General features: G+C 38.6%; 16 protein-coding genes. 5 read left to right on the top strand and 11 right to left on the bottom strand.

All coding sequences use genetic code 11. The features are described 5' to 3' along the window. Positions 1-61 precede the first annotated feature (61 nt). Together L3V46_RS04355 and hemJ are read left to right on the top strand one after the other, a co-directional pair. Positions 62-1,294: a beta-ketoacyl synthase N-terminal-like domain-containing protein gene (locus L3V46_RS04355; RefSeq protein WP_004723663.1), complete on the top strand. Its 1,233-nt coding sequence runs from the start codon at positions 62-64 to the stop codon at positions 1,292-1,294. Positions 1,295-1,375: 81 nt separating this feature from the next. Further along, positions 1,376-1,828: a protoporphyrinogen oxidase HemJ gene (gene hemJ, locus L3V46_RS04350; protein ID WP_004723664.1), complete on the top strand. Its 453-nt coding sequence runs from the start codon at positions 1,376-1,378 to the stop codon at positions 1,826-1,828. 34 nt (positions 1,829-1,862) lie between these two features. On the opposite strand, the gene L3V46_RS04345 is transcribed toward hemJ, so the two are convergent. The 6 genes from L3V46_RS04345 to L3V46_RS04320 form a co-directional block, all read right to left on the bottom strand. Then, positions 1,863-2,384: an SMI1/KNR4 family protein gene (locus L3V46_RS04345; RefSeq protein ID WP_239045008.1), complete on the bottom strand. Its 522-nt coding sequence runs from the start codon at positions 2,382-2,384 to the stop codon at positions 1,863-1,865. A 5-nt stretch (positions 2,385-2,389) separates the two neighbouring features. Further along, positions 2,390-3,499, bottom strand: a complete 1,110-nt coding sequence (locus tag L3V46_RS04340; RefSeq protein ID WP_239045007.1) for an acyltransferase — start codon at positions 3,497-3,499, stop codon at positions 2,390-2,392. 252 nt (positions 3,500-3,751) lie between these two features. Continuing rightward, positions 3,752-5,182, bottom strand: a complete 1,431-nt coding sequence (locus L3V46_RS04335; RefSeq protein ID WP_239045006.1) for an amino acid permease — start codon at positions 5,180-5,182, stop codon at positions 3,752-3,754. Between the two features lie 185 nt (positions 5,183-5,367). Then, positions 5,368-5,739, bottom strand: a complete 372-nt coding sequence (locus tag L3V46_RS04330) for a RidA family protein (RefSeq protein ID WP_004723667.1) — start codon at positions 5,737-5,739, stop codon at positions 5,368-5,370. Positions 5,740-5,749: 10 nt separating this feature from the next. Next, positions 5,750-6,874, bottom strand: a complete 1,125-nt coding sequence (gene alr, locus L3V46_RS04325; protein ID WP_239045005.1) for an alanine racemase — start codon at positions 6,872-6,874, stop codon at positions 5,750-5,752. A gap of 84 nt (positions 6,875-6,958) precedes the next feature. Next, positions 6,959-8,218, bottom strand: a complete 1,260-nt coding sequence (locus tag L3V46_RS04320; protein ID WP_004723669.1) for a D-amino acid dehydrogenase — start codon at positions 8,216-8,218, stop codon at positions 6,959-6,961. Positions 8,219-8,357: 139 nt separating this feature from the next. On the opposite strand from L3V46_RS04320, the gene L3V46_RS04315 reads away from it, so the two are divergent. Next, entirely contained in the window at positions 8,358-8,822 is a 465-nt protein-coding gene (locus L3V46_RS04315) for an Lrp/AsnC ligand binding domain-containing protein (protein ID WP_004723670.1), read from the top strand. Positions 8,823-9,155: 333 nt separating this feature from the next. Here the strand turns inward: L3V46_RS04315 and L3V46_RS04310 are convergent, their stop codons facing one another. Further along, positions 9,156-9,800 (bottom strand): HAD-IA family hydrolase, encoded by a 645-nt coding sequence (locus L3V46_RS04310; protein ID WP_239045004.1) that lies wholly within the window; start codon positions 9,798-9,800, stop codon positions 9,156-9,158. A 105-nt stretch (positions 9,801-9,905) separates the two neighbouring features. On the opposite strand from L3V46_RS04310, the gene L3V46_RS04305 reads away from it, so the two are divergent. Then, entirely contained in the window at positions 9,906-10,673 is a 768-nt protein-coding gene (locus L3V46_RS04305; RefSeq protein ID WP_004723672.1) for a hydroxymethylpyrimidine/phosphomethylpyrimidine kinase, read from the top strand. A gap of 104 nt (positions 10,674-10,777) precedes the next feature. Continuing rightward, positions 10,778-11,326 carry a hypothetical protein gene (locus L3V46_RS04300; protein WP_239045003.1) on the top strand — a complete coding sequence of 183 codons (549 nt, stop codon included), beginning with the start codon at positions 10,778-10,780 and terminating at the stop codon, positions 11,324-11,326. Between the two features lie 108 nt (positions 11,327-11,434). On the opposite strand, the gene L3V46_RS04295 is transcribed toward L3V46_RS04300, so the two are convergent. The 4 genes from L3V46_RS04295 to L3V46_RS04280 all read right to left on the bottom strand — a co-directional run bounded on the left by L3V46_RS04295 (position 11,435) and on the right by L3V46_RS04280 (position 13,390). Then, on the bottom strand, positions 11,435-12,091 hold the full coding sequence (locus L3V46_RS04295) for a nuclease-related domain-containing protein (RefSeq protein ID WP_239045002.1): 657 nt from the start codon (positions 12,089-12,091) through the stop codon (positions 11,435-11,437). Between the two features lie 35 nt (positions 12,092-12,126). Continuing rightward, positions 12,127-12,609: a methylated-DNA--[protein]-cysteine S-methyltransferase gene (locus tag L3V46_RS04290; protein WP_239045001.1), complete on the bottom strand. Its 483-nt coding sequence runs from the start codon at positions 12,607-12,609 to the stop codon at positions 12,127-12,129. A gap of 36 nt (positions 12,610-12,645) precedes the next feature. Beyond that, positions 12,646-12,963, bottom strand: a complete 318-nt coding sequence (gene sugE, locus L3V46_RS04285; protein ID WP_239045000.1) for a quaternary ammonium compound efflux SMR transporter SugE — start codon at positions 12,961-12,963, stop codon at positions 12,646-12,648. Positions 12,964-13,072: 109 nt separating this feature from the next. After that, a complete protein-coding gene (locus L3V46_RS04280; protein WP_004723678.1) occupies positions 13,073-13,390 on the bottom strand; it encodes a multidrug efflux SMR transporter in 318 nt (105 codons plus the stop codon). Between the last annotated feature and the right edge of the window lie 14 nt (positions 13,391-13,404).

Here is a 13,404-nt window from a genome sequence, read left to right as displayed (position 1 = left end):
AAAAAAGTAAACGCGTTTAAATGTAAACATTCATTCTGTATTCTAAAATAAAGGACTTTGCATGAACCGTCGTGTTGTCATCACTGGTATGGGCATTAACTCATGTATCGGTAATACATTGGAAGCTGTTAAGCACTCTTTGGAAAATGGTATTTCAGGGACACGTCATAATTCAACTTACGAAGAACTTAATTTTAAAAGTCATGTCAGTGCCGCAGCAGAACAAGATTTTGATGGTATTGACCGCAAACTCAAGCGCTTCATGGGCGTATGTGCAATGTATGCCTACAATTCAGCGCTTGCAGCCGTTGAACATGCTGGCCTAACACCAGAGCAATTGGGCGGTAATCCTCGTTACGGTATTGCAGGGGGTTCAGGTGGTAACTCAACTGCATCTGTTACAGAGATGGTTAAACTTTTAGAAGAGAAAGGTGCGCGTAAAATTGGCCCATTCTTCGTACCACGTAATATGTCAAACACCATTACTGCCAATGTCGGTGTTGCATTCAAATTACAAGGTGTTGCTCATTCAATCACCAGTGCTTGTGCAACTTCAGCTGATGCAATTGGCTATGCTTACAACCTAATCCAATTGGGTAAACAAGATTTAATGTTGGCAGGTGGCGGTGAAGAAGATCACTGGTCACAAAGCTTATTGTTTGATGCAATGGGCGCACTATGTTCTAAATATAATGATGCTCCAGAAACAGCGTCACGCCCATATTCAGCTGACCGTGACGGTTTTGTGATTGCGGGTGGTGGTGGTTTCGTTGTACTTGAATCACTTGAACATGCTCAAGCACGTGGTGCAAATATTCTTGCAGAAGTGGTTGCTTATGCTGCAAATTCGGATGGTGCAGATATGGTTGCACCATCGGGTGAAGGTGCGACCCGTTGTATTTTAATGGCTTTAGAAGAAGCTAAACAACATGGCGTAGATAAGGTTGACTATGTCAATACCCATGGTACTTCAACACCTGCTGGTGATGTGACTGAACTTCTTGCGATGGGCCGTGCATTTGGTGAAGGTAATGTTCCACCATTAAGCTCAACCAAGTCTATGACAGGTCATAGTCTGGGTGCTGCGGGCGTTCAAGAAGCCATTTATTCTGTATTGATGATGCAAAATGACTTTATCGCGCCAAACATCAATGTCACTGAACTTGATGAAGGCACAAAAGGTTATGACATCGTACTTGAAAAACGCGATACAAAATTGAATACTGTGATGAGTAACAGTTTCGGTTTTGGCGGTGTCAATGCTTGTCTCATTTTTAAAAAATGGGAAGGCTAAACAAAGAATTGTTGATCATTCAAATTTAAAATAAGTTTGGATGATCGACATCTCGCACACTGCCCTTAAAAGGGTAAATTGATGGATGCTCCTTCAGAAGCTTTCCTTTGGGTAAAAGCTTTACATATCATTGCAGTCGTGTGTTGGTTTGCAGCACTGTTTTATCTCCCGCGTTTGTTTGTCTACCATGCCATGAGCGATGACAATCTAAGTCATCAGCGTTTCGAGATCATGGAGCGTAAATTATATCGGGGCATTATGTGGCCTTCAATGATCGCAACATTAATCACTGCACATTTTCTCGTAGACTGGGGTGATGCAACACGTCATTACCATGAAGCTTTATGGTTTTATCTAAAAGTCGGTTTAGTTGGTCTTTTGGTGATTTACCACTTTGTTTGTGGCTATTACCGCAAAAAACTGATTGGCAATGCACATTATAAATCGCATAAGTTTTGGCGGTTTTTCAATGAGATGCCAACCCTGATTTTATTTGCAGTGGTGATTTTAGTGGTCGTTAAACCAACATTTTAACTTGTAGATAGAAACCTCCTAAATGGAGGTTTTTTTATACATCTCGATTGGGTAAAGGCGGATCATAAGCATCACCTAAATATTGAAAATCATCTTGTAACCAATACCAGTATTGCCCTTTATTCATATATAACTGATGTAAAAGCGCAGTAAAGTTCTGGGCAATAATAGGTGAATCACCAATCGTTGCATGGGTTTCAAAAAAGCTATCATAACATTGACCTCGTCTAGCTTGCCCCGTATCAATACTGATGTATTGACTCATTTCATCTACCTTTGCGATTAAAAACCAGTCATGACTGATATCATCATTTTCCAATTCCAAATCGGTTGATTCGTCTGAGAATAAATAAGTATTAATCGGTATAAATTGATGACTCGCGACGATTTCAATTGAATAAGCTTCTTGTGGAAAAAATTTTATTCCATTGGTTTCACGATAAAAGATCTTCACATCATCAGGAATATTTTGTGGCAAATTTTGTGCTAACTGTGCAGGATACACCTCACAGCTTGGATCTTGTTTTATGGTTTCTATTAACTGCAATATTTCCATTTTTATCACCCATTTTTAAGTAAAACTTGGCGTATTTTTCTGTTCATCGGTGTTGAATAATACTTTTCAATGGCCCAACTCAATACAAAAACAGCAATAAAATAAATTGGTAATAGCATTAATTTTTCTACAGCTAAGGTTTCTTTGGGAAAATAAAAAACTTTAAATAAACCCAAGATAATCAAATGAAACAAGTACATTTCATAACTACGTTGTCCAATCCACGCTACACCTTTTGACAATATAGAGCGAGATTCAGTATATGGGTTCTGAGCAAAACAGAAGATCAACATTGCTGACAATAGAGCAAAAATGCTGATTCCCCACGTACTAACCTCTTTGATTGGTGCATATAAATAAACAGCGGCCATAAACACGACAATGATTGGAACCACGATTCTTGAAACCTGTATTTTTTGACTCATCCGCTGAGTCATTAAAGCAGTTAAGCAACCCATCGCAATTCCATCAAAACTTGAGAAGTAATGATAAAGATAAGCCCCGCTTTCCTCGGCAAAATGTAATGAACGGAAATAAGGTGCATAAACGATGATTGCCAATAAAAATATAATAAAGCCTTTACCACGGCCTAATACAACACACAAAATCGGAAATACTAAATAAAAGACTTCCTCAACAGATAAAGACCACAACACGCCAAGTGCATAATTCACCCAGCCATTTTCAATGATCAGGATATTCATCCAAAAGGTAAAAGCAGAAAATACAGTTAAGCCGTAAGAAACTTCAATATCGTTTGGCGCTTGATTGATAAAGGGTTTTAACCCCATTGCACCCAGTGCCGTCACCAGCACCACCAGTAGTACCAAACAAGGCATAATTCGGGCAATACGGCGAATATAGAAATCTTTGAGTTTAATCTGCGCGAGTGTGCCACTTCTTTGTAAAGTATGCTGGGTGATTAAAAAACCTGAAATCACAAAAAATAAGGTCACACCATAATTACCATTGCGGGCAATTAAAGTACTTAAGCTTTCGCCAAAGATTTGTATACCTAGAAATGTGTCATGCAGTTTATAAGGAATATTAAAATGGTGGAGAAGTACCAATAAAATTGAAATTCCACGTAAGAGATCGATCTTGTTATTGCGCATATATGCTGTTGTTTAGCGTAAATGATGCTATTAAACGTGTTTTTTATTTTTATTTCAGTATTTTATTTTGAATAATTTGTTAAATTTTACATTGAATCTATGCAATCAATCACGGGGAAAACCAAAAAGTTAAGTATCTTATATTTAATCTAAGCGTTTAATTTTTAAATTTAATTTATATCAAAATCTTTCATATCATAGTTATTCAGGAGATGATCTAACATCATCTCCTGATCAATTGAATATTCAACATTAATGCTGTTGATTACGCTTTTTCATACGCGGTTTATACATCATTTGATAGGTCACCGCTAAAATAATGACCCACAATGGGCTGATGATTAAAGCTTTTAAAGTATCAGGCTCAAGACTTAAAATCACCAAAGTAAAGGCAAGGAAGATCAAAACAAGATAAGACATCCATACACCACCCGGCATTTTAAAGTTTGATTTCTCATGCAATTCTGGGCGTAATTTACGGTAGCGTATATAACACACCATAATAATACTCCAGATACTAATGAATAAAATCACACATAAAGAACTGGCTAAGGTAAATGCTTCAACGGTATTTGGAACAAAATATTGTAGTGCTGCACCTGCCATAATAAAGCCACAAGAGAACAATAAACCTTTTGCAGGAACGGCGCGTTTAGACAGCTCAGCCAACTTAGTCGGTGCTTGCCCTTCTTTAGCCAATCCAAACAACATACGACTGGTTGAAAATACACCACTGTTCATCGATGACATTACCGAGGATAAAACCACCAAGTTCATAATCACAGCAGCTGCACCAATACCAGCATGTAGGAACAATGTGACAAATGGACTTTGATCCGCAGGAATTTCATTCCAAGGGGTTACCGACATCACGATAAAGAGTGCCAATACATAGAACAAAATAATACGGGTCGGAATCGCATTGACCGCTTTAGGTAAGTTCTTTTCAGGATCTTTGGTTTCTGCCGCCATAGTACCGATCAGCTCGACACCGACAAAAGCAAACAAGGCAATTTGGAAACCTGCTAAAAAGCCACTTGCGCCTTTCGGGAACATGCCACCATGCGACCAGACATTGCTAAAGCTTGCAACTGAACCTGTTGGTGCTTGGAAATGGCTCAACACCATATAGCCACCAATAAGAATCAATCCGACAATGGCTAAAATTTTGATCAAAGCAAACCAAAACTCAATTTCACCAAACAACTTTACCGTGAGGAGATTAATACCCAATACCAAGAGTACGCATCCCGCACTAATTAAGGCTTGTCCCATGGGGGTAAAGGCGGTTCCGTCAGGAAGCCAAAAATTGAGATAATTGATAATTGCAGCCAAATCAGCAATACCCACTAAGATCCAACCGAGCCAGTATGACCAGCCAATATAATAGCCAGCACCCGGACCAATTAAGTCATGTGCCATATCAATAAAGGATTTGTAGTGCAGATTTGAAAGTAAAATTTCACCCAATGCGCGCATCAGGAAAAAGAACATTGCACCAATGATCATATAAATGATCAGAATTGAAGGGCCTGCAAGGGAAATGGTTTTCCCAGAACCCATAAATAAGCCTGTACCAATTGCACCACCAATCGCAATCAATTGTAGGTGACGATTGGATAATTTCCGTTGTAGCTCATTTGGCGACGATGGTACGTCATCTGAATGGCTTGAAGTTGTCATAAAAATATCCTTTTTGACAATTTTTTGGAGGTAAAACCCGCTTGTGGCATAAGAACATTCCCGTTCTATTGTTCTACCTAACGCGAACTGGGCCACATGGTTTACATGTGTCCAGCTTTAATTCGGGGCAAATACTGCTTTAATTATTGACAATAATCAATTCTACTTTATGACAAGAGATTAATTTATGCCTGCGCCGCAATAACTGCGATCTCAATCAACCAATCTGGATTAACCAAATCCGCTTGAATTGTTGCGCGAGATGGTGCAACACAGCCTTCTAACCAATCAATCCAAATTGTGTTAAAAGTTGCAAAATCATCCAAATTTTTGATGTAAACATGAGCAGACAATAAACGTGATTTATCAGTATTTGCCTCAAGCAATAACTGATCAATCGTTGCCAAGATTTCTTGAGTTTGACCAATAATATCCTGTTGGGTATTTTTAGGAACTTGACCAGACAAATAAACCACTTTATTGAAAATGGTGACTGCACTCATCACTTGATTGCTGTTGAGCTTTTGAATATCTGCGTGTTGAACGTTGTTTGACATGTTGATGTCCTTATTTTGAAATTTTAAAATTGACCCGTGCAGTTACACCACACATGAGCTCATAACCTACGGTTCCAGAACTTGCTGCAACTTCATCAATCGGCAGTACAGTTCCATTTGACGACTGTCCCCAAAGTACCACTTCACTTCCAACTCGCGCATCTGGGATATGGGTTAAATCAACCGCTAACATGTCCATGCTGACACGACCAATAGTTTGGGTTCGTACAGAATTAACCAATACGGGTGCATCCATAGAAATACGTTGGTAACCATCTGCATAACCACATGCCACGATTCCGATTTTCATGGCTTGGGTTGCCGTGAATTTAGATCCATACCCTACTGTTTCACTTGGCTGTAAATCTTGAATTGCGATGATTTCACTGCGTAAACTCATGCTTGGTTTAAGATTCCAATCTTGAATTGAATGTGTTGGATAGTCTGGAGAACTGCCGTACAGCATAATCCCGCTACGAATATAATCTGAACGTAAATCTTGTGAATGTCGGAGAATGGCCGCACTATTTGAAACTGAGCGCTCACCATCTAAATCTTGAATGGTTTGTTCAAAAATAGCCTGCTGATAGGCAATCCCAGATTGCCCCAAACGCTCACCATCTGCATCTGAAAAATGCATCATATGCGTGATAGATTTCACCACATCGAATTGCTTTAATCTTTGCCACATTGCCCGATACGCATCAGGTTTAAACCCAAGGCGATTCATTCCTGTATTCATTTTTAAAAATACATCGAATTGCGTCTGTGCTGGATTGTCTTTGAGAGATTGGCTTTGAAATTGTTCTAGCCAATTCACTTGATCTTCATTATGCAAGCTAAAACTTAATTGATACTTTTCACAATCCAATAAATCATCTGTTGAAAAAATGCCTTCTAAGAGCAGAATTGGACCAGTCCATCCCGATGTTCTTAGGCGTTTTGCTTCATCGATATCCAACAAAGCAAAACCATCTGCGGATTTGAATGCATCATAGACACGTTCAATACCGTGTCCATAAGCATTGGCCTTGACCACGGTAAAAACTTTACTTTGTGGCATAAATTGACGGGCGACATTCAGGTTATGCAGCAAAGCATCCTGATGAATGACGGCAGTAATTGGTCTAGGCATTTTATTCATCCCTGAATATGGATTGGCGTTGTAAATTATTTATCGCTAAACAATTTATTTATCACTGTTTTAATAAAGTGGCACTTAAGCAGCGTGTGGATAACGCTGAATAGATAAACCTTCGGTACTAATATCGGTTTGATGATTAAGTACCAAATCACTAATCAATTTTCCTGAACCACATGCCATCGTCCAGCCTAAAGTGCCATGTCCAGTATTGAGGAATAAGTTTTTAAAACGTGTTGCGCCAATAATTGGTGTGCTGTCTGGGGTCATTGGGCGAAGACCGGTCCAAAATGATGCTTGTGCCAAATCACCACCCGGGAATAAATCTTGGGTCACCATTTCCAATGTGCCACGGCGATCCGCATTTAAACCATGATTAAAACCGCTTAATTCTGCCATTCCACCAACACGAATACGTTGATCAAAACGAGTAATCGCGATTTTATAGGTTTCATCCAAAACTGTAGATTGTGGTGCAAATGTTGGATCAACAATTGGAATAGTTAAAGAATAACCCTTCACTGGGTAAACAGGTAAATTCAATTCCAGCGGCTTTAAGAAATCACGTGAATAGCTACCAAAAGCCAATACATAGCGATCAGCAGTTAACACTTCACCATTGACCACAACACCTTTGATTTCATCACCTTCAACCACCAATCTTTCAACATTTTGGTTGAATTTAAACTCGACACCTAAACCTTTGGCTAAATTGGCTAAAGCATTGGTAAATAAATAGCAGTCGCCAGTTTCATCATTTGGAAGATGTAAACCACCGACCAATTTATCTTTTGCATGTTCAAGTGCTGGTTCTACTTTAGCAAGATCATCTTTAAGCAATAACTCATGTGGAACACCACATTCTTTAAGTACAGCAATATCACGCTGAACCATTTCTAATTGAGCTTCATTACGGAAAACTTGCAATGTGCCTTTTGAACGGTTTTCGTATTCAATCCCAGTATCTTTACGTAATTCTCTTAAACAGTCACGACTATATTCTGCAACACGGGTCATACGTTCTTTGTTGATCGCATAACTTTCTGAGTTACAGTTTTTAAGCATTTGCGCCATCCACTGTAACTGCCACATACTGCCATCGATATTAATCGCGAGTGGTGCATGATGTTGAAACATCCACTTAACCGCTTTAAACGGAATACCGGGTGCAGCCCACGGTGTCGAATATCCTGGAGAAATTTGACCTGCATTACCAAAGCTGGTTTCTTCAGCTGGACCTGCTTGACGGTCTAAAACTGTAACTTGTGCTCCTTGCTGCGCGAGGTAATATGCACTTGCTACGCCAATCACACCACTACCTAATACTATTACACGCATTTCTTATCCTTTATGCATTTACTAGTTTATTTCACTAGTATATTTTTGGTTCAATAGTTTATTTCACTATTTTTAATGCTAAAATTTAGGTGTTTTAATTTATTGTCGTGAAAAATGATTAAAAAAAAGGGAATAATTGATGCGTAAATTAGACCGTATAGATCGAATGATTTTAGATATTCTTCAAAATGAGGGTCGAATTGCCATCAGCGAGTTGGCTTCACGGGTCAGTTTATCGACCACACCTTGTTCTGAACGCGTCAAACGTTTAGAGCGAGATGGTATTATTATGGGCTATCATGCACGTCTAAACCCGAAACACCTTGATCGCAACCTATTGGTTTTTCTAGAAATTAGCTTATCTGCAAAGTCTGGTGATGTGTTTGAACAAGTGGCTAAGGACTTAATGGAAATACCAGAAGTACAAGAGTGCCACCTTATTTCGGGAGATTTTGATTATTTAGTCAAAGCCCGATTAAAAGAAATGAGTGCTTATCGACGCTTACTTGGTGATTTACTTAAAAAACTTCCGTCTTCAGCCTCTTCACATAGCTATATTGTGATGGAAGAAATTAAGGAATCATTGTATTTGGATGTGCGTTAATTCCATCATTTTACCTTTAGATGGACTGACATGGGATGCATTGCAGATTTGAATATCTCCCCACCTTAAAGCCAAGCTTTACTGCAAGTGGATCGTAAATTGAGCGGTGATGGGTTTAAGCGTTTAATGCTTCCACATCATGCAATATCTCTATCCGATTGAGTGAATGACATTAAAAGATTACTGGGGATTTAGTCCCTGTTGAAATATGTGATTGCTACTAACTAACTATGTGATTACGCGTAAAATCCCCAACACATCGATAAAATATTCTCGGTTGGGGATGATTAAGGTGAATTGGAATTATCTCAAAAGTCTGAACTAAAAGCAGATTTAGAGCAGGTTTAACAATTCAGAGAACTTTGCAATTCTTGCTTTCGGCGCTGCTTCATCCAACTCTTGTTTTGAGCCATATCCATATTCTACCGCAATGGTTTCAATCGCATTTTTACGCGCACCAAAAATATCATGTTCCCGGTCTCCCACCATCAAACACTCTTCTGGATTTAATTTTTCTTTTTCAAGGATATAAGTGATTAACTCACCTTTATTGGTGCGCTCGCCATTTAACTCACTGCCATAGGGATAATCAAAATATTTTAATAAATCAAAATGATCTAAGATTTGACGTGCATAAACTTCAGGTTTTGCAGTGGCTAAAAACAGTCGATAGCCCTTACTTTTTAAGGCTTGCAAGGTTTGTGCAACATCATCAAAAACATGGTTTTCAAATAGTCCAGTTACAGCAAAACGTTCACGATAACCCAATAAAGCTTGTTCAGCTAAAATATCATTTGCTTCAACATTGAGTAGCTTTGCCAATGATGCCTTTAACGGTGGACCAATAATCCAGTCGATATTTTCACTGTCAGGAATCGGATGCCCAACCTTTGCAAGTCCATAACGTGCAGATGTCGTAATGCCTACTTTTGGGTCGGTTAATGTACCATCGAGATCAATTAAAATATTCTTTATCACCATCCAATCCTTTAAATCTGTGTTTGAAACAATTATCAAATTACTATCGAGTGTTCTCGTAAACTTGCCTATACTAACGTAAATTTGTGAATTAAGGACATCATCGTGCGCCCTACTGTACTTTGTTTTTCAGGTCTAGACCCTTCTGGTGGTGCTGGTATACAGGCTGATATTGAAGCGATTGGTCAAAGTGGCGCACATGCGGCAATTGCTTGTACAGCATTAACCATTCAAAACTCTCAACAAGTTTTTGGTTTTGAAGCCAGCTCCAAAGAACTACTGCTTGCTCAGGCCAATGCAGTTGTCGGTGATTTACCCATTAAAGCCATCAAATCGGGGATGTTAGGGACGACAGATAATATTGCTGCGCTGGCTGAGTTTTTACGTGAACATCCAGATTATCTATATGTACTTGATCCTGTTTTAGTGGCAAATAGTGGTGGCTCACTGGGTAATCAAGAGACCTTGGTTAAAGCCTTTATCGAACTGATTCCTCTGGCAACAATCATTACCCCAAATACTGTGGAATTACGTGCCTTAACAGCAGAACAAGACATAGAAAAAGCCACAGCCAAGCTGTTTGAAATGGGCGCACAAGCTGTTCTGGTAAAAGGTGGGCATGAAGATACCCCAGACTATATTCGCAACGCCTTGTATGTGAATGGTGAAATGATCGCTGAATCTAAATGTCCCCGTTTAGAAGGTGAATACCATGGTTCAGGTTGTTCATTGGCAAGCTTTATTGCAGGACGTTTAGCACTAGGAGATCCGCTTAAAATCGCGGTACAACATGCTGAAACATGGTTATTTGGTGTATTAAAAAATGCCGAAACACCGATTGAAGGTGGCCAAAAAATTCCAAAGCGCTTTTAAATGCTGAACATTGCTCTGCACTTTTGAAAATAGCATCCAAGTTTCACTAAACAGTTGAAACTTGGAAATCCCCTAAAACAATGGGAATGACAACGAGAATAACAATGCATAAAACACTCACGACAATAATGCTATCAAGTTTACTTTTAACCTCATTCGCCGCATTTGCTCAACCACAACAACAAACTGTAAATCACAATATTAACGATGTAGTGAATGGGCAAAAAACCCATTTTATTTTTAAAGATGGCGATGATGAATCAGGTCAACTCATCATTCAAACAGCGGCTAAACAGCAAGCATTTGATCTTGCAGAATTACCATTTGAACGAAAACGACAGATTCATTTTCAAGACTATAATTTTGATGGATATACCGATATTGCTGTGTCTACACCTGATATGGGAATGGGGGTTTATTCTATTTTTGATATTTTTCTCTACCGACCTAAAAGTAAAGATTATCAAGTATTGGACCAAGAAAAAATTGATTTTAGCCATGCACAATGTTCTGGATTGACGGATCTCAAACTGATTCCCCAGAAGAAACAAATGACCAGCTCATGTCGAGGTGGCGCAAGATGGTGGATCGACACTTACCAATTTAAAAATGGGCAATGGAAATGGTTAAAATCTAAAGCTGCGGATGAGTGATTTTTCCCCTCATCCTCTGCTGATCTTAATGCCACAGTTACAGCATACGGATCCAATCATACAAAAAATATAATTTAATCTGGACGATGTTGATTATGAGTAATATGTTCATTTCTCTGTATATTTATCTTTAAGGCTTTGTATATGTTGGCGATTGGTTTTCCACGACTTTTCTAAAATTTCTTTCTCTAGACGATACTGAATACGTTTTAATTTCATTGGAGAAATGTTGATTTGCTTAAATTGTTTGACATAATCTGTCCAACCTGCACCACGAAAGACATTGTTTGGCATTTGGGTTTTAAATTCGCAATCAGGCATAAAAACCACGATTGAATGGATCTGAGTGGAATCAACAATATCTGTAAGCACACTTTCTAAAACTTTTTGGTGCTTATAATTTTGATGTAATGGATTTGGGAACTTATAGCTCTTTTTATAAATCTTTTGTGTCCAAATCTTTTGACGCTCGCCACCAAATATCCAACCTTTATAATTCTTTGTTTCAATGACAAAAATACCACAAGGACTTAATAAAATATGATCTATTTGGGTGGTCTGATTTTGCTCATCAGGCAGCGTACAATCATTCAATAAAATATAATTTTCTTTGTCTAAATAGAGTTTTACATGGGTGCTGACAGCAAATTCACCTATTTTCCCTTTTAAAAAGGGCTTAAATAATTTAACCAGCGTAATCGCAACCAAAAGTAAAACGATCCAACCTAGATTTGATAACAATGGTGCAAAAATTTGTGCAATCATTTTAAATTGTAATGTAATAATGAATAGCGTTGAGTCTATGGCACTTGTTCAATTTTTAAAAGAATATCCTTATTATCCAACCCACCCGCAAAACCCACTAATTTACCATCAGCCCCGACCACACGATGACATGAGGCAATAATAGAGATCGGATTTTTACCATTCGCTGCGCCCACTGCCCGAACCGCTTTGACATTTCCAATCTGTTCTGCGATCTCTTTATAGCTCCGCGTTTCACCAAATGGAATCGTCAATAAAGCTTGCCAAACTTTCTGCTGAAACTCAGTCCCCGTAAAATCTAGCGGTAAATCGAACTGGGTTCTTTTCCCTTGAAAATACTCATTCAATTGTTTCGCCGTCTCCAACAAAACTGGATGTGTATTGTTTTTAATTAATTCAGCCAAACGAACCCGTTTAGGATTTTCATTTTCCCAAAGTACTGCAACCAAGGCATGATCATGGGCGACTAATTTTAATATCCCGACTGGGGAGCTCATTTCCATAAATGAAAGTTGCATGTCCTTATTCTCTTTCCAACTCAGCAACAGCTTAACTTAGCTTGAAGATAATTTCATCAAAATAAGACCTGAAATAATCAATACAGCAGCCAACATTCGCATCGCTGAAGCAGCTTCACCTAAAAATAAAATTCCGACGGCAAAAGAACCAATCGCACCAATCCCTGTCCACACGGTATAAGCTGTTCCAAGTGGTAATGTTTTCATTGCATAAGAAAGTAATGCAAAACTTGCAATCATAAAGATGATGGTCAAGATACTCGGTGTCAGCTTGGTAAACCCATCAGATACCTTCATAAAATATGCCCAAACCACCTCAAGCACACCCGCAACTGCCAATAAAACCCATGCCATTACACATTCACCATTTTCTATTGGGTGTTTCCACTATTGATTACACCATGAACTACACATAAAAAAAGTGCTACCTCCTACAGAAATAGCACTTAAATATTTCAATAAATTAAGACGAAGAAAGTTTCATTAAAACTAAGCCAGAAACAATCAGTACAGCAGCGAACATACGCATTGCTGTTGCAGGTTCGCCCAAAATAAAAATACCAACCAAGAATGAGCCTATCGCTCCAATCCCAGTCCAAATGGTATAAGCAGTTCCCAATGGCAAAGTACGCATCGCATATGCCAATAGACCAAAGCTTAAAATCATGAAAAATAAGGTGACAATACTTGGTGTAAGCTTTGTAAAACCTTCGGACAATTTCATGCTATATGCCCAAACGATTTCAAAGATACCTGCGAAAATAAGAAAAACCCAAGCCATGACCAGCTCCAAAT

The sequence above is a fragment of the Acinetobacter sp. AG3 genome, assembly GCF_022343575.1.
Lineage (GTDB): Bacteria > Pseudomonadota > Gammaproteobacteria > Pseudomonadales > Moraxellaceae > Acinetobacter > Acinetobacter guillouiae.
Note: the sequence above shows the minus strand (reverse complement) of the source record. Positions and strands in the feature narration are given on the sequence as shown.